Raw genomic sequence first — 15,878 nt, 5'->3', positions numbered from 1 at the left:
ACCATGACCACCACCGATCCAGCTGTGCTGCAGAGACGTTCCCTGTGGATTGCCGCCGCAGGCACCCTGCTCACGCTCGTCGCGTTCACGGCACCGCTCGCGACGATCAATCCGACTGCAGCCACGCTCGGCAGTGACGCATCGGGCAGAACGTGGATCCTCAGTTCGATGAGCATCGGCCTCGGTGCGGCACTTCTGACGGCGGGCACGGTCGCCGACGACTTCGGTAGGCGTCGCACCTTCGTCGTCGGCGCTGTCGTTCTCGCACTCGGGTCGCTCCTGAGCGCCGTCGCACCGAACACCGTCGTGTTCGTAGCTGCACGAGTTCTCCAAGGCCTCGGCGGCGCGGCACTCGTCGCGTCCAGTTTGGGCATCATCGCGCACACTCACCCGGCCGGCCCTCTTCGGGCCCGCGCGAGCGGTATCTGGGGCGCAAGCGTCGGCGCCGGGATTGCCCTTGGCCCACTCGTGTCCGCTGGATTCGATCGAATCGCGACATGGCGCGACGCCTACATCGTTCTCGCGATCGGAAGCGCCGCCCTCGCCGTGGCTGCGCACCGACTCGTCGCCGAATCCAGGACCGACACCCCACGCGGCCTCGACCCCGCAGGCGCCGTACTGCTCGGCCTCGGAGTCAGTGCATTTCTCGCCGCGCTCACCGAGGGGAGGCAGGGATGGACCGACCCGTTGCCGATCGGATTGTTCGCCGCGTCCGGCGCCCTGCTCATCGCGTTCGTGGCCCTCGAATTGCGCAGCAAGGCAGCGATGTTGGACCTGACGCTGTTCACCGCACCCCCGTTCGTCGCCGCGACGTTCGCGGCATTGACGACCGGTTCGGGAGTGATCGCGCTGATGTCGTTCATGCCCGGCTTCCTCGGAAACGCCTACGGCATCACTGCTGTGGGAGCAGCATTCCTACTGTTCGCATGGTCTGGTACGTCCGTCGTTGCCGCCCTGCTCGCGCGTCGACTTCCGACACGCATCTCCGGACGCACTCAGCTGGCGGCAGGTCTCGTGGGAGTAGCTGTCGGGCAACTGTTTCTACTCGGCCTGTCCGAAACCTCGACGTGGACAAGGCTTCTTCCTGGTCTTCTGCTCGCGGGTGTGTCGAGCGGAGTTCTCAATGCGGCACTGGGCCGGGAAGCAGTCGCCAGCGTTCCACCGGGCCGTGCCGGAATGGGGAGCGGCGCCAACAACACCGCCCGCTACGTCGGATCGGCTGTCGGCGTGACGATCGTTGCGGTACTTGCCGTTCCGACCGGTACGCCCACCGTCGCGGGCCTGGTCCAAGGATGGAACAGCGCGGTCCTGTTCACCACGGCGGCGTCGATCGTCGGCGCCTTGGTGGTCCTGGCGACGAATGCTAGACGACCCTCGGCAACTCCACGCGAAAAGTAGCTCCTTCGCCGGGGACGCTGTCCACGGTCACCGACCCGTCGTGCGCCGCAACCAAAGCCGCGACGATGGACAGACCGAGCCCGCTGCCTCCGCTTTCTCGCGTACGGGAGTTGTCCGTTCTGTAGAACCGCTCGAACACGTGCTCGGACTCGTCGATGGACAGACCGGGGCCGGTATCGCGTACTTCGAGCAACACCGACGTGTCGGTCGTTCCGACACAGATCTCGATGGACGCAGTCGACGGCGTGTGCCGAATCGCATTGCCCACCAGGTTGGCCAAGACCTGTCTCAGCCTGGCGTCGTCGCCGACCACTTCTGGTATCCCAGGCCCCGGCAGCACTTCGAGCGATATGTCCCGTTCCGGAGCAACGGCTTTGGCGTCGTGCACCGCGTCGGCGGCGATCGACAACACGTCGACGGGCTTCGTCTCGAGGGGACGCTGCGCATCGAGACGGGCCAGCATCAGCAGGTCTTCGACGAGCAGCCCCATGCGGGCCGATTCGCCTTCGATGCGGTTCATCAACAGCGTGATGTCGCTCATCGCACCCTGCCGATACAGCTCGGCGAAACCGCGAATCGTCGTCAGCGGGGTGCGCAGTTCGTGACTCGCGTCGGCGATGAAGCGTCGCATCTTGTTCTCCGACGCGCGAGCCGCCTCCTCCGATGCCTCGCTGGCTGCGAACGCACGCTGGATCTGAGACAGCATGCCGTTCAATGCCAACGAGAGCTTGCCGATCTCGGTCCTCGAACCTCGCTCCGGAACCCGCTCGTGCAGATCACCTGCAGCAATCGCGGCGGCGGTCTCCTCTACCGCGACGAGGGGCCTCAGACTCCGCCGGACGACGAAGTACGTGAGGACGGCAAGTACGCCGAGAACGATTGCGCCGATGACCACTTGCAGAACGACCAACCGGTCGACGGTGATCTTCGTCGGCGTCAGACTCTGCGCGACGACGGTGGTTCCGTCGGCGTTGCTGACCGTGATCGCGCGCCATTGCGTATCGCCGCCGTCGATCGATCCGACCGTCACCGGACGCGTGGAGTCCAACCCGTCGACGTCCGGGGTGTCGTTGCTTGCGTTCTCCTGGAACTCGACGCCACCCGAACTGTCGGTCGTCTTGACATAGAAGTCGCTCGGCGGCCTTCGAGACTCCGACTGAGGCGGCAGAGGCAAGTTGTGCGGCTCGGCCCACCCGCGGGACGCGTCGAACAGGCTCTTGTCGACGCGGTCGACGAGCGAGCGCTCGAGCGCCGACGTCACCGCGACGCCCGACGCCAGCAGACCGGCCGCGACGAGCAGTAGCAGCGCGGCGACGAGCGTCCATCGCAGCGGAATGTTGCGCAGGGAAGGGACTTTCACCGTGGTTGACGCATCACGTAGCCGACACCGCGGAGGGTGTGGATGAGCCTGGTCTCACCGGTGTCGACCTTACGACGCAGGTACGACACGTACGATTCGACGACGCCGACCTCACCGCCGAAGTCGTAGTGCCACACGTGATCCAGAATGCGTGGCTTGCTCAGCACGGTTCCTGCATTGACCATGAAGTAGCGCAGCAGCGTGAATTCGGTGGGCGACAACGACACCGGCTCGCCGGCCTTCCAGACCTCGTGGGTGTCGTCGTCGAGTTCGATGTCCGCGAACGCGATTCGCGACGGCGCCGTCTCCTCGGTCTTCCCCGACCGACGTAGTATGACGCGCAGTCGCGCGACGACCTCTTCGAGGCTGAAGGGCTTGGTGACGTAGTCGTCGGCGCCGAGCGTCAGGCCCGACACCTTGTCCTCGACCGAATCACGCGCCGTGAGGAACAACGCGGGTGCATCGACGCCGTCGGCTCGCAGCCGACGCAGCAGTCCGAACCCGTCCATGCCGGGCATCATGACGTCGAGAATCAGCGCCTCGGGCCTGAAGGTCCGCGCCTTGTCCAGCGCTTCGGGTCCGGACGACGCGGTCTGCACGTCGAAGCCCTGGAATCGCAGGCTGACCGACAGCAGTTCGACGATGGTCGGCTCGTCGTCGACTACCAGTACGCGGGCCTCAGGTGTTTCGCTCACAAAACCATCATGGACCCTGTCCCTGCCCACTTGCTGGATCCTCCCTGTGAAGTTCCTGCGAGCTCCGTGCATGATTGGGGGCGATGGTGGAGACGCAGCGGCCCGCGCGTCCTCGCATCCCCATCACTTCCATGCATGTATTCGCACTTCTGCTCGTGTCGGCGATCGTGTTCCGAGAGCAGCTCGTGTCGTTCGTCGACTCCGTACCGGACGTGCGCACGGGCGCGACCATCTTCCTCGGCGTGTTCGTGCAGGCGACGCCTTTTCTGGTTCTCGGTGTGCTGGTCAGCGGGGGCATCGCGGCGTTCGTGTCCCCGCGAGTGCTGCGACGACTGCTCCCGTCCGACGAGAAGGCAGCCGTCGGCGTCTTGGGGCTGGCAGGCATGGCTCTGCCGGGCTGTGAGTGCGGTGCTGTTCCGGTCTCACGTCGATTGATGGATCAAGGCGCGCCGACGTCGGCAGCTCTCGCGTTCTTGCTGTCGGCGCCCGCGATCAATCCCGTCGTCCTCGTCTCGACGGCCGTCGCATTCCCCGGCGAGCCGCGCATGGTTCTTGCCAGGTTCGTCGGTTCGCTGGCGACGGCGTGGGTGATGGGCTGGCTGTGGGCGCGCATGGGCAAAGCGGAGTGGATCACCGCGCGGCTCGTCGACCATCACCCAGGCGACCGATCGAAGTGGGAAACGTTCTCCGAGGCAGCCCGCCACGACTTGCTGCAGTCGGGAGCGTTCCTCGTGTTCGGCGCCGGCGCCGCAGCCGTTCTGCACGTCGTCGTGCCCGACTCCGTCCTCGACCACCTCGCCGGCCAGATGCTGCTGGCCGTACTCGTGATGGCGATTCTGGCCGTCGTACTCGCGTTGTGTTCGGAAGCCGACGCGTTCGTCGCGGCGAGCATGTCGATGCTTCCGTTGCTGCCGCGGCTGGTGTTCCTGGTCGTCGGCCCGGCGGTCGACGTCAAGCTGATGGCGATGCAGGCAGGCAGCTTTGGACGTGGGTTCGTCGCACGGTTCGCCCCGGCCACGTTCGTCGTCGCGATCGTCTGCGCAACGGTCTCCGGCTACCTGATCCTCGGCGGCGCTCGATGAAGCGCGAAGTACAGAACGTCCTGCTGCTGCTCCTCGGCGGAGCGATACTGCAGATCTCGTTGAACGGCAGCTTCGTTCGCTACGTCAAGCCGAGTCTGCAACCGTTTCTGGTGGTCAGTGCAGTGTTCATCCTCGTTCTCGCAGCGACCGCAATCGGCAGGGATGTACGACGCGGCGGCCCGGGTCACGATCACTCCCACAGCAGCCGTCCGTATTGGATGCTGCTGGTCCCGGCTGCGCTCATCCTGTTCGTCGCGCCCCCTGCACTGGGTGTGTCGTCGGTGTCCGACCGGGTGGTGACGACCGAAGCACTCGAGAAGACGGCCTTCCCGCCCCTGCCCGACGGCGATGCGCCCGAAGTACCGATGCTCGACGTCGTCCAGCGTGCCGCGCGCGACAACACCGGCAGCCTCGACGACCGAGAGATCACGGTGACGGGTCTTGCCGTGGCGAACGACGACGGCAGCGTCGACCTCGCACGGATTCTGATCATCTGTTGCGCGGCGGACGCCCGGTCGATCCGGATCCACCTCGACAGACCGATCGACGGTGAGTGGATGCGCGTGCGAGGCGTCGTCGGCGCATCGTCCCCGGATAGCGGGAACATCCCGACGATGACGGTGACGGGCGTCGAGCACATCCCGGCGCCGGAGAATACGTACAGCTATTAGGGGCTTCGCCCATGTGCATAGAAGTACATAGCGGACTATGTATTTCTATGCACATGGGAAGTGGTACTCTAGTACCAGTCTCGATGACTAGCGGACGAGCGCACCGTACCCGGCCAGCGACAAGACGGTGCATGGGAGTGTTTTCTCATGGCGTGGGTCATTCTTGTCATCTCTGGAATCCTCGAAGCAGTCTGGGCAACGGCCCTCGGCAAGTCGGAAGGCTTCACCCGCCTGAGTCCGACGATCGTGTTCGGCGTCGCACTCGTGGCCAGCATGGCCGGTCTCGCGTATGCGATGCGCACCCTTCCCATAGGTACCGCCTACGCGGTGTGGGTCGGTATCGGCGCTGCACTGACAGTCGCGTACGCGATGCTCACGGGCACCGAACCCGCGTCCTGGATGAAGATCGCCCTGCTGATCGGCATCGTCGGCTGCGTCGTGGGGCTGAAACTGCTGCACTGATCGGACAGGCAGTTACAGTAAGTTCCATGAACTGGGTGTCAGCGATCACATTGCCTGTGCGCGCCGGGATCGCCGTCGCCGAGACTGCACTGTCGGTCACCGAGATCGCACTCTCGACGACGCGACTCGCACTCGAATCCGGAGCAAACCCTGCCAGCATCGCCACGCTCGCCAACCCCAAGGGCGGCACGATGCAACTGCTCGCGCAGCTCGGGCAACTGACATCCGACGACCGGGCACTCGGCAACGCTCTTCGTGAAGGCGGGCCTCTCGATCGTCTGTTGGCGCCGGGAGGCGTCGTCGACCGGTTGACGTCGGACGAGGGAACACTCGAACGACTTCTCTCCGAGGGTGGCCCGGTCGATCGCATCACCGCAACAGGCGGCCCGCTCGACCGACTCCTCGCCGAGGACGGGCCGATCGAGCGTCTGCTCGCGGAGGGTGGCCTACTCGATCGCATCACCGCCGTCGACGGACCACTCGAACGGCTGACAGCCAAGGACGGTCCGCTCGAACTGTTGACCCGCGAGGACGGCATCCTCGAGCGCGCGATCCAGGACGGCGGCCTGCTCGAACAACTGTTGGCCGAGGGCGGCGCGATCGAGCGTCTCACCGCAGAGGGTGGGCCGCTCGATCAGTTGGTGAACCTGTCGCAGACGTTGTCCTCGCTGGCACCCAACCTCGAACGCATGGGCGTCAGCATCGACATTCTCCAGGACAGCGTGGAAGTGCTTGCGGCAGCGGTCAATCCGCTCGGCGAGCTGGTCGGCCGACTACCGAACCGGTGGCTCAAAGGCGGGAAGCAGGTACACGAGCTTCACTAGCCCTCGTGAGCGAAAATGTGCACTCCTCTATACATTTTCACTCACGACCGGAGACTGCGGGCGATCACCAGTCGCTGAATCTGGTTGGTGCCCTCGAAGATCTGCGTGATCTTGGCGTCGCGCATGTACCGCTCGACGCGGAAGTCACGGGTGTAGCCGTAGCCGCCGAACACCTGGACCGCGTCGGTGGTCACCTTCATCGCAGCATCGGTGGCAACGAGCTTCGCGACGGATGCGTTCCGCGAATAGTCGAGACCGGCGTCGCGTCGTCGGGCAGCGTCGATGTACGTCGCACGAGCCGAATCGACGGCCGCAGCCATGTCGGCCAGCAGGAAGCCGAGCCCCTGGTGATCGACGATCTTCTTACCGAACGTCGTGCGCTCGTTCGCGTAGGCGACCGCGTCGTCGAGCGCGGCCTGAGCGATGCCGACGGCCACTGCTGCGATGCCGAGACGTCCGGAATCGAGTGCACTGAACGCGATCTGGAGCCCCTGGCCTTCGGTTCCGAGACGGCGCTCGGCCGAGACGAACGCGTCGTCGTAACTCGCCGACGTCGTCGGGACCGCGTGCAGTCCCATCTTCTCCTCCGGCTTGCCGAACGACAGGCCGTCCTGATCCTTCGGAATCAGGAAGCAGGACACACCTTTCGAGCCTTCACCCGTGCGGGCGAACAGGTTGTAGAAGTCGGCGATGCCGCCGTGCGTGATCCACGCCTTCGACCCGTTGACGACGTACCCGTCGTCCTTGGGCGTCGCCTTGCACGCGAGTGCGGCGGCGTCGGACCCGGCCTGCGGCTCGGACAGACTGTAGGCGCCGATGAGGCTGCCGCCGAGCATGTCCGGCAGCCACCGCTGCTTCTGCTCGTCGGTACCGAAGGCCAACAGCGGCGAGCACGCGAGGCTGTGCACGCTCACGGCAACGGCAACCGCTGCCCACCTGGACGCCAGCTCCTCGAGCACCTGAAGGTACACCTCGTAGGGCTGACCTCCGCCGCCCCATTCCTCGGGGAACGGAAGGCTGAGCAGACCGGCCTCGCCGAGCGTCGAGAAGACGCCGTCGGGATAGGTCTCGTTCTTCTCGTGCTCGTCGACGATCGGGTCCAGCACCTTGTCCGCGACATCGCGGGTGAGCTGGATGAGGTCACGGGCTTCTTCGGTGGGAAGCAGACGATCGACAGGCACTTCGAACTCCTTACAGTACTGACGGACTCTCTACAGTACTATTGCACGGGTGACCGCCCACGCAACAGCCCGACGTGCTGAACTCTTCGACCACCTCGTCGATCTGCTGCTGTCCGAGGGGTTCGCGCATCTGACTCTCGACGACATCGCCGCACGCCTGCGATGCAGCAAGTCGACGCTCTACACGTTGGCAGGAAGCAAGGAACAGCTGGTCAGAGCGGCGACGGTGCACTTCTTCCGCGGTGCGACCGATCGGGTCGAGGCAGCGATCCAGGGCATCGACGGTTGTGCAGCACGGCTCACCGCCTACCTGTCCGCAGTCGGTGTGGCGCTCCAACCTGCGTCGCGTCAATTCATGGACGATCTTGCTGCGTTCGCACCCGCCCGTGAGGTCTACGAACAGAACACGGCATTCGCCGCCACACGCGTACAAGAACTGATCGACGACGGCACCTCCACGGGTGAAGTCCGCACTCTCCATGCGGCTTTCGTCGCAGACGTCGCCGCGTCGACGATGGCCAGAATTCAAAGCCGCGAGGTCACGCACCGCACTGGACTCGACGACTCACAGGCCTACGCCGAGCTGGCCGCACTACTGACGACGGGCATCACCGGCGGGCGATCCTGAGCTGCAGTTCGATCAACACCCGCTCGTCGGGGTCACCGAGATCGACTCCGAGAATGCCCTCTACCCGTTTGATCCTGTACCGCAACGTGTTCGGATGCACCTGCAATTTTCCCGCCGCCGCTCTGACGTCACCGAATTCGGCGAGGTACGCCTCCAGACTCTGCCTCATCACACCGTCGTTCTTGTCGTCGTAGCGTTGCAGCGTCGCGATCCTGGGGTCGATCAGCTGATCGTGATGAGCGACGAGTTCGACGATTTCCCCGAGCAACACGGTCGTCCGCGATTGCTCCAGAGTGGTCACTCGACTGTCGCCCGACGTACGATCGAGCACCCGGTCTACCTCGAATCTCGCTGCGGCAGCGTCGGACAACGTAGGCACCGAGCCCGCGACGACGGCACGCAGCGCGACGCCGGTGCCGTTCTCGACCCGCGTGACGACCTCGCGCGTCCAGGACTCGAGAGCGATGTCCGACGTCGGACCAGGGAACAGAACATACACTCGGTCGCCGATGGCCGTCGCCAACGACGATCGGTGAAATGCACTGGCGTGCAGCCGAAGAGAGGACGTCAGCCCTTTGCGCGCATCACCGATCGGTTCGAACCCTACGACGGCAGCAGGCTGCACTGCCGAAATCGACAGTGCCGCAGCCAATGCCGGAACATCGACGCCGCCGCCACGCGCACCGAGCAATCGTTGAATCTGCACAGCCTCGTTGGTCGGTGCATCTCGAATACGTGTGACGAGTCTCGCGGCAACCGACGCCGCTCCACGTAGAACACCCTCCGAGTCGGACGAAAAAGGGTGCTGCCCTTCCTGAATCCAGATCGACCCGAGAACGGTCGCCTTCCCTGCGTCGTCGGGGATCGATCGGACACCGACGACGAGGCGCCGCCTTATCCCGAGGTTCTCGTCGGGAGGCACCTCCACGACGTCGTCGCTGCGCTCGATGCGATCGAACACGCCCATCTCGCGCAGTCTGCGCAGATAATCACGCGGACCTTCCCGTCCGAGGATCGACAGTGTCCGGAGTTCGTCGGCGGCGTCGTCGGACGCCGAATAGGCCAGCACGTGCGACAATTCGTCCTCGATACTCACCATGCCCTTCGTCAACGAGGCGACAGTGCGCGCAAGTTCGTACAGGTCGGTGTCCTCTCCCACAGGCTCGAGCTGCCGCTGCGACCGGTCGAGAACGCTCCTGATCATCGACAGCAACCGTTCCCACCGCGCTTGAGGGTGCACCGACGCCAGCGCCACCCCGCTGTGCCGTGCAGCCTGCCGCAGTGCGGGTGACACGGCAGTCGTCTTCGTCATCACAGCGCGAGGCAAGTCGCGAGCGAGGGCGCGATCGTCCAACCACGTCACCACCTGAGCCTCCGGGACGCCGACAATCAGGCACAGGTCGGCATCGATGTGAGCAGACAGGTCGTCGGCGTCGATCAGCGCAACAGATCGAATCTGCACCTCACCCGTCGGCGGTGCGACGACCAACTCCACGACTGCGCCATGCACTGCCTCGAGCACTACTTCGAGCGATGCTCCCTCGTTCACCTGAACAAGTACAGCACAGATTCGTTAGCCGATCGGCCGAATACTCGCGTGAAGGATTCGGCTTCACTGAGGACACCCACCACCGACGAAGGAGGTCACCATGGACGCCGTCACCTCGGTCCCGACGCCATCGAACGAGCCCGTCAATTCCTACGCTCCCGGCAGCGCAGAACGACTACGACTGCGCACTCAGCTCGACGCGCTTCAGGCAGCGCCGGTCGAGATCCAGCAGGTCATCGGCGGTCGACACCGCAGTGCCGACGGCACACGCGACAACGTCGTCCAACCTCACCGCCATGCCGCAGTGCTCGGTACCTTCACGCCCTCGACCCACGCCGACGTCCAGGATGCCGTCGATGCTGCGTGCTCCGCGGCCCCCGAGTGGCGCTCGCTGCCGTTCGACGACCGTGCCGCCGTGTTCCTACGCGCCGCTGACCTTCTGTCCGGTCCGTGGCGGGAGAAGATCGCCGCGGCCACCATGCTCGGGCAGTCGAAGTCCGCGTATCAGGCCGAGATCGACGCGCCGTGCGAACTCATCGACTTCTGGCGCTTCAACGTCTCGTTCGCCCGGCAGATCCTCGCCGACCAGCCGGTGTCGTCTCCCGGCGTCTGGAATCGCGTCGAATACCGACCGCTCGAGGGATTCGTCTACGCGATCACGCCGTTCAACTTCACCGCGATCGCAGGCAACCTCCCGACAGCTCCGGCGCTGATGGGCAACACCGTGCTGTGGAAGCCGTCGCCGACACAGTCCGTCGCGGCGTATCTGACGCTCCAACTGCTCGAGGCGGCGGGACTGCCACCGGGCGTCATCAATCTCGTGCTCGGCGACGGAAAAACCGTGTCCGACGTCGCATTGGCCGATTCCCGTTTGGCCGGAATCCATTTCACCGGATCGACGGCTACGTTCCAGCACCTGTGGCGCGAAGTCGGCAACAACATCACCCGGTACGACGCCTACCCGCGCCTCGTCGGCGAGACAGGCGGCAAGGACTTTGTCGTCGCACACAGTTCGGCCGACCCAGAAGTGTTGACCACAGCCCTGATTCGCGGCGCGTTCGACTATCAGGGCCAGAAATGCTCCGCTGCGTCGCGCGCCTTCGTCCCCAAGTCGGTCTGGTCGAAGATGGGAGATCCTTTCGTGGAACAGGTTTCGCAGCTCAGCTACGGCGACGTCACCGACCTGTCGCACTACGGCGGAGCCGTCATCGACCGTCGTGCCTTCGATCGCAACGCAGCTGCACTCGACCGCGCGAAATCCACGCCGAGCCTGACCATCGCGACAGGCGGAACATGTGACGACACGGAGGGGTATTTCGTCTCTCCCACAGTTCTTCTCGGCGACGACCCGACCGACGAGGCGTTCAGCACCGAATACTTCGGCCCGATCCTGTCGGTTCATGTGTACGACGATTCCACTCCCGGCTCGTTCGAGGAAGTGCTACAGAAAGTGGACTCGGGCTCGAAGTACGCGCTCACCGGAGCCGTGATCGCAGCTGACCGTGCCGCAATCACGCAGGCGCATAATGCTTTGCGATTCGCAGCTGGCAACTTCTACGTCAACGACAAGCCGACGGGAGCCGTCGTCGGGCAGCAACCGTTCGGTGGCGCACGGGGTTCGGGAACCAACGACAAGGCGGGCTCGCCGCAGAATCTTCTGCGTTGGGCGTCGGCCCGGACGATCAAGGAGACCTTCGTCCCGCCGACGCATCACCTGTACCCACACCAGGACGGCGAGGGTCAGCGATGACTGTCCTGACCAACCCGATGCGTCCTGCCTTGTTGGCGGCCGCCCGGTCACCGCGGATCGGCGCGACGATGAGCAAGATGTGCGTCACCAGGCAACTCGTCGAACGTTTCGTCGCAGGTGAAACCGAGCCCGACGCCGTCGCCGCAGTGCGTGGGTTGCTCGAGTCCGGCAGGTTCGTCTCGGTCGACTACCTCGGCGAGGGCACCACCGATGCCGGCCGGGCAGCTGCTACCGTCGACGCCTATCTGTCTCTGCTGCAGGCATATTCGTTACTGAACGCGCGCCCTCGGTCGTTGGAGGTGTCGATGAAGCTGTCGGCGCTCGGGCAGGGCATCGACAGGTCGTTGGCACTGGCGAACGCCCGCGTCGTGTGCAGGGCCGCCGAACGGGCAGGTGTGTGGGTGACCATCGACGCCGAGGACCACACGACGACCGACTCGACACTGTCGATCGTGCGGGAACTCAGGGAGGAGTTCCCGAACCTCGGCACGGTTCTGCAGGCGTACCTTCGGCGTACGGAGGACGACTGCAAGACACTCTCGGGGTCGCGCATTCGACTGTGCAAGGGCGCCTACAACGAACCCGCTTCGGTCGCGTTCCAGAAGCCCGCCGAGGTGTCGGCGTCGTACCTCCGCTGCTTGAAGGTGCTCATGGAGGGCGACGGGTACCCCATGGTCGCCTCGCACGACCCCGAGATGATCGACGCGGCAGACCGATTCGCTTCCGAAGCAGGGCGAGACGTCGGCAGCTACGAGTACCAGATGCTGTACGGCATCCGGGACGCCGAACAAGCGCGCTTGGCCGCCGAAGGCAAGCAGGTTCGCGTCTACGTGCCGTACGGGGATCAGTGGTACGGCTACTTCATGCGTCGACTCGCGGAGAGGCCGGCGAATCTCATGTTCTTCGTGCGGTCCCTGGTGTCCAGGCAGTGAACAACGCGTGACCTACTTCCGCCGATACAACCGCTCCGGCCGCCCGACGTTTCCGTAGTCGAGGGACACCTCCACCTTGCCGATGCCGACGAGGTATTCGAGGTACCGACGCGCACTCGACCTGGAAATGCCGGAGCGCTCGGACATCTCGGTCGCCGAGACCGGCCCGTCCACGTCGCGCAACCTCTCCTCGACCAATTCCAGGGTGACGCGGCTGAGCCCTTTCGGGAGGTCGACTCCCGTGCCCGTCAGGCCGAATGCCTTGTCCACCGCCGCCTGTTCGGCTTCCTCCGACGCCCCGAGACCCTGGCGACTGGTCCGATATTGTTCCAGACGTTCTTGCAGCGCAGAGAATTTGAACGGTTTGATCAGGTAGTGCACGACGCCGCTGCGCAACGCCTTCTGCACCGACGCGACCTCGCGCTCGCTCGTGATGACCAGCACGTCGACGTCGGGGACCGATTCACGGAACTTCGCGATGAGGTCGAGCCCGCTCGCCCCTGGCAGATGGACGTCGAGCAGCACCAAGTCCGGCCGCAGCACGGCAACTGCTTCGACTGCGGCCTCGGGGGTGTGCGCCACGCCGCACACGTCGAAACCTGCCACCTTCGAGACGAATCCGGAATGGACCTTCGCCACCATGAAATCGTCGTCGACGACCAGAACCCGTATCACTCCCGCTCCTCCAGCACCGCTCGAAACACTGTCCAGCCATCGTCCGACAAAACAGACACATCCCCGTGCCGCCGCCTGCACACCAGTCGCACCAACGCCAGCCCGAACCCATGACCGGTGTTCGCGGAGCCGCGGGTACTCCAGCCTTGCTCGAAGATCGAGTCGCTGTTCGGCACGCCCGGACCGTCGTCGCGCACCTCGATCTCGATGCTCCCGTTCTCGCGCAACGAAATGAGCACCCTCCCCGAACAGGCAGCAACCGCATTGTCGACGAGATTGCCGAGCACGGTACACAGGTCACGCGACACCGTGCCGTCGTGATGACGCAACGACGAGCCGGGCACGATCTCGACCGACACCGAACGATGCGCCGCCGCACCGATTTTCGCGATCAGCAACGCAGCGACGCCGACGTCGGACACCGAGTCGGTCACCACCGACGTCGCACCCTCGCGGCGGGCGGTCAACCCGTCGACATAGCGCACCACCTCGTCGTACTCCTGCAGTTGGACGAGCCCCGAAATGGTGTGCAGCTGGTTGTCGAACTCGTGAATGTGCTCGCGCAGTGCCGTCGAACTGGTCTTGGTGACTCCCAGCTCCTCCTCGACGTCGGTGAGCTCGGTGCGGTCGCGGAACGTCGTGACGGTACCGACAGCTTTGCCGCGCAACACGATCGGGACCGTGTTGAGCACCAGCACCCGGTCGCCGACGAGAACGATCTCGTCGGGCGCCGAGGCAGTACCGAGCAGCACGTCCCTCAGTCGGTCGGTGACGCCCAGTTCGTCGACGGTCCGTCCTTTGCTTCCGTGCGAGATGTGCAGCATCTCGTGCGCACTCTCGCTCATCAGCAACACCCGCCCGGCGGGGTCCAGCGCGATGACACCCTCTTTCAGGCCGCGCAGCATCGCTTCGCGCTGCCCGACGAGATCGAGGATCTCACTCGCCTCCATGCCGAGAGTCTGACGCTTCACTCGCCTCGCGAGCAGCACCGACCCCACTCCCCCGAGCACCGACGCGGCTGCGAGATAGACCAGTAGGTTCGGTGCTGCCTGGAGAAAACGATCGAGCGCGGACGGATACCGATCGCCGACGACGGCAGTTCCGACGAGCGTGCCTGCGTCGTCCAGCACGGGCACGTTGGCTTCGACGGCCTTGCCGAACGTCGTGTCGGTGAGGCCGACCCCCGATCCGTCGGCGGCCGAGCGCGTCGTCGATCCGACTTGTTCGGGCACCGTCGACAGGATGACGAAGCCGTCGACGTCGGCCAGCTGGGCGTAGTCCAGGCCCGACACCGCACGAACGGACTCGACGGCACTTTGCAGGCCGGTCCTGATGCGGGGTTGCGCGGACGGCAGCAGCTGCCGAACGACAGGGTTGGCCGCGAGTGTCTCCGCCGCAGACTGGGCGCGACGGCCTGCATCGCGTTGGAATGCTGCCGACGACTGCGCGAGCGACAGGCCACCGATCGCGACGAGAACGACGACGACGATGAGCAGCTGCAACCTCAGCAGCTGGGCCGCCAACGTGGTTCTGCGCACGAAAAGACCCTACGTCCCTCCCGAGCGCACCAACCCCACATCGACGTGACCACAATGGACACAATTGAAACTGTGACCGCAAGGGTGACCCCAGTCACAAAGTGAGGTGTACTTCCCTGGTGCCCACGAACAGACTGCGAACAGCGACCAGCGCCTTGTGCGTCTCGGTCGCCGTTCTCGTGGGCAGTGGCACCACAGGCTGCGCATCGGAGCCTGCGGTGTTCTCCGGTCCCAGTGGCAACGAGCGTGTCCGATTCATCGTTCCCTCGGACGCGGGCGGCGGCTACGACCTCACCGCTCGCAACCTCACGCAGACCCTCCGCACCGACGACGTGGACTACGACGTCGTCGTGCTTCCCGGCTCGGGTGGCGTGGTCGGACTGGGGAGGCTCGATCTCGAAGTCGGCGATCCCGACCTCGCGATGGTGATGGGCCTCGGTCTCATCGGTGCTCTCGAAACGACGCCGTCCGCTCACTCGATCTCCGAGCTCACACCGGTCGCTCGCCTGCTCGAGGAGCCCGAAGTGGTTCTGGTACCGGCCAATTCGCCACTCCAGACCATGTCGGACCTCGTCGACGCGTGGCGTGGGGATCCCGAAAGCCTCACGTTCGCGGGCGGTTCCGCAGAAGGTGGGCCGGACGGGGTGTTCCGCATCCTGTTGGCACGAGCGATCGGTGTCGACCCGTCGTCGTCCACCTACCGGCAGTACGAAGGCGGTGGACAGCTGCTGCCTGCGTTGCTGACCGGGGATGTCGACGTCGCCACCACCGGCGTCAGCGAATACCTCGACCAACTGGCAGCAGGCACAGTCCGAGCCTTGGCAGTCAGTACGGACGCCCGAATACCGGTCGTCGACGCGCCCACTGCCCGCGAGGCAGGCGTCGACGTCGTCTTCGCCAATTGGCGAGGTCTTCTCGCGCCACCGGGCCTGTCGCCGGACCAGATCACCGTCTGGACTGACCGGATCCGCGATCTCGACGCCTCCCCGGCGTGGCGCGACGTGCTGACCCGAAACGGGTGGCAGAGCGCCGTTCTCACCGGTGACGCCTTCGCCGAATTCCTCGGCGAGCAAGCGACATTCGTGCACGAGACCCTCTCGGTCTCGTCTCACAGCTGAACAGATCAGCCACGT

General features: G+C 65.0%; 15 protein-coding genes and 1 riboswitch. Of the genes, 9 read left to right on the top strand and 6 right to left on the bottom strand.

Annotation, left to right across the window (positions count from 1 at the left end; genetic code table 11):
• Positions 1–3: 3 nt before the first annotated feature.
• Positions 4–1,398: an MFS transporter gene (locus CHB96_RS03380; RefSeq protein WP_089243189.1), complete on the top strand. Its 1,395-nt coding sequence runs from the start codon at positions 4–6 to the stop codon at positions 1,396–1,398.
• On the opposite strand, the gene CHB96_RS03375 is transcribed toward CHB96_RS03380, so the two are convergent.
• Together CHB96_RS03375 and CHB96_RS03370 are read right to left on the bottom strand one after the other, a co-directional pair.
• The gene (locus tag CHB96_RS03375) at positions 1,364–2,758 is read right to left on the bottom strand and encodes a sensor histidine kinase (RefSeq protein ID WP_245865205.1); all 1,395 of its coding nucleotides are present in this window, start codon (positions 2,756–2,758) and stop codon (positions 1,364–1,366) included. The genes CHB96_RS03380 and CHB96_RS03375 overlap by 35 nt on opposite strands.
• Positions 2,755–3,453: a response regulator transcription factor gene (locus tag CHB96_RS03370; RefSeq protein ID WP_089243188.1), complete on the bottom strand. Its 699-nt coding sequence runs from the start codon at positions 3,451–3,453 to the stop codon at positions 2,755–2,757. The genes CHB96_RS03375 and CHB96_RS03370 overlap by 4 nt, the downstream gene beginning before the upstream one ends.
• Before the next feature lie 131 nt (positions 3,454–3,584).
• On the opposite strand from CHB96_RS03370, the gene CHB96_RS03365 reads away from it, so the two are divergent.
• The 4 genes from CHB96_RS03365 (at position 3,585) to CHB96_RS03350 (ending at position 6,492) form a co-directional block, all read left to right on the top strand.
• Positions 3,585–4,535: a permease gene (locus tag CHB96_RS03365; RefSeq protein WP_245865203.1), complete on the top strand. Its 951-nt coding sequence runs from the start codon at positions 3,585–3,587 to the stop codon at positions 4,533–4,535.
• Entirely contained in the window at positions 4,532–5,206 is a 675-nt protein-coding gene (locus CHB96_RS03360; protein WP_089243186.1) for a TIGR03943 family putative permease subunit, read from the top strand. The genes CHB96_RS03365 and CHB96_RS03360 overlap by 4 nt, the downstream gene beginning before the upstream one ends.
• 72 nt (positions 5,207–5,278) lie before the next feature.
• A riboswitch (guanidine-III (ykkC-III) riboswitch) is annotated at positions 5,279–5,340 on the top strand.
• Positions 5,341–5,353: 13 nt separating this feature from the next.
• Complete coding sequence (locus CHB96_RS03355) at positions 5,354–5,668, top strand: DMT family transporter (RefSeq protein WP_089243185.1); 315 nt, start codon at positions 5,354–5,356, stop codon at positions 5,666–5,668.
• Between the two features lie 26 nt (positions 5,669–5,694).
• Entirely contained in the window at positions 5,695–6,492 is a 798-nt protein-coding gene (locus CHB96_RS03350) for an ABC transporter (RefSeq protein ID WP_089243184.1), read from the top strand.
• A 41-nt stretch (positions 6,493–6,533) separates the two neighbouring features.
• Here CHB96_RS03350 and CHB96_RS03345 read toward each other — a convergent pair whose 3' ends face one another.
• Positions 6,534–7,673, bottom strand: a complete 1,140-nt coding sequence (locus CHB96_RS03345) for an acyl-CoA dehydrogenase family protein (RefSeq protein WP_089243183.1) — start codon at positions 7,671–7,673, stop codon at positions 6,534–6,536.
• Positions 7,674–7,722: 49 nt separating this feature from the next.
• Between CHB96_RS03345 and CHB96_RS03340 the strand changes: the two genes are divergently transcribed.
• A complete protein-coding gene (locus CHB96_RS03340; RefSeq protein ID WP_089243182.1) occupies positions 7,723–8,301 on the top strand; it encodes a TetR/AcrR family transcriptional regulator in 579 nt (192 codons plus the stop codon).
• Here the strand turns inward: CHB96_RS03340 and CHB96_RS03335 are convergent.
• Positions 8,282–9,850 carry a PucR family transcriptional regulator gene (locus CHB96_RS03335; RefSeq protein ID WP_176444119.1) on the bottom strand — a complete coding sequence of 523 codons (1,569 nt, stop codon included), beginning with the start codon at positions 9,848–9,850 and terminating at the stop codon, positions 8,282–8,284. The two genes, CHB96_RS03340 and CHB96_RS03335, sit on opposite strands and share 20 nt — an antisense overlap.
• Before the next feature lie 100 nt (positions 9,851–9,950).
• Here CHB96_RS03335 and pruA point away from each other — a divergent pair, with 100 nt between their 5' ends.
• Both pruA and CHB96_RS03325 read left to right on the top strand, forming a co-directional pair.
• Positions 9,951–11,600: an L-glutamate gamma-semialdehyde dehydrogenase gene (gene pruA, locus CHB96_RS03330; protein WP_089243181.1), complete on the top strand. Its 1,650-nt coding sequence runs from the start codon at positions 9,951–9,953 to the stop codon at positions 11,598–11,600.
• Entirely contained in the window at positions 11,597–12,532 is a 936-nt protein-coding gene (locus CHB96_RS03325; RefSeq protein ID WP_089243180.1) for a proline dehydrogenase family protein, read from the top strand. Before pruA ends, CHB96_RS03325 begins: the two co-directional genes overlap by 4 nt.
• A gap of 12 nt (positions 12,533–12,544) precedes the next feature.
• Here the strand turns inward: CHB96_RS03325 and CHB96_RS03320 are convergent, their stop codons facing one another.
• Both CHB96_RS03320 and CHB96_RS03315 read right to left on the bottom strand, forming a co-directional pair.
• A complete protein-coding gene (locus tag CHB96_RS03320; RefSeq protein WP_089243179.1) occupies positions 12,545–13,207 on the bottom strand; it encodes a response regulator in 663 nt (220 codons plus the stop codon).
• Positions 13,204–14,745, bottom strand: a complete 1,542-nt coding sequence (locus CHB96_RS03315; RefSeq protein WP_089243178.1) for a sensor histidine kinase — start codon at positions 14,743–14,745, stop codon at positions 13,204–13,206. The genes CHB96_RS03320 and CHB96_RS03315 overlap by 4 nt, the downstream gene beginning before the upstream one ends.
• A 119-nt stretch (positions 14,746–14,864) precedes the next feature.
• On the opposite strand from CHB96_RS03315, the gene CHB96_RS03310 reads away from it, so the two are divergent.
• Positions 14,865–15,863: a Bug family tripartite tricarboxylate transporter substrate binding protein gene (locus tag CHB96_RS03310; protein WP_245865202.1), complete on the top strand. Its 999-nt coding sequence runs from the start codon at positions 14,865–14,867 to the stop codon at positions 15,861–15,863.
• Positions 15,864–15,878 lie beyond the last annotated feature (15 nt).

The sequence above is a fragment of the Rhodococcoides kyotonense genome (assembly GCF_900188125.1).
Lineage (GTDB): Bacteria > Actinomycetota > Actinomycetes > Mycobacteriales > Mycobacteriaceae > Rhodococcoides > Rhodococcoides kyotonense.
The sequence above is the reverse complement of the archived record's forward strand: the minus strand, read 5'-3'. Positions and strand labels throughout refer to the sequence as shown.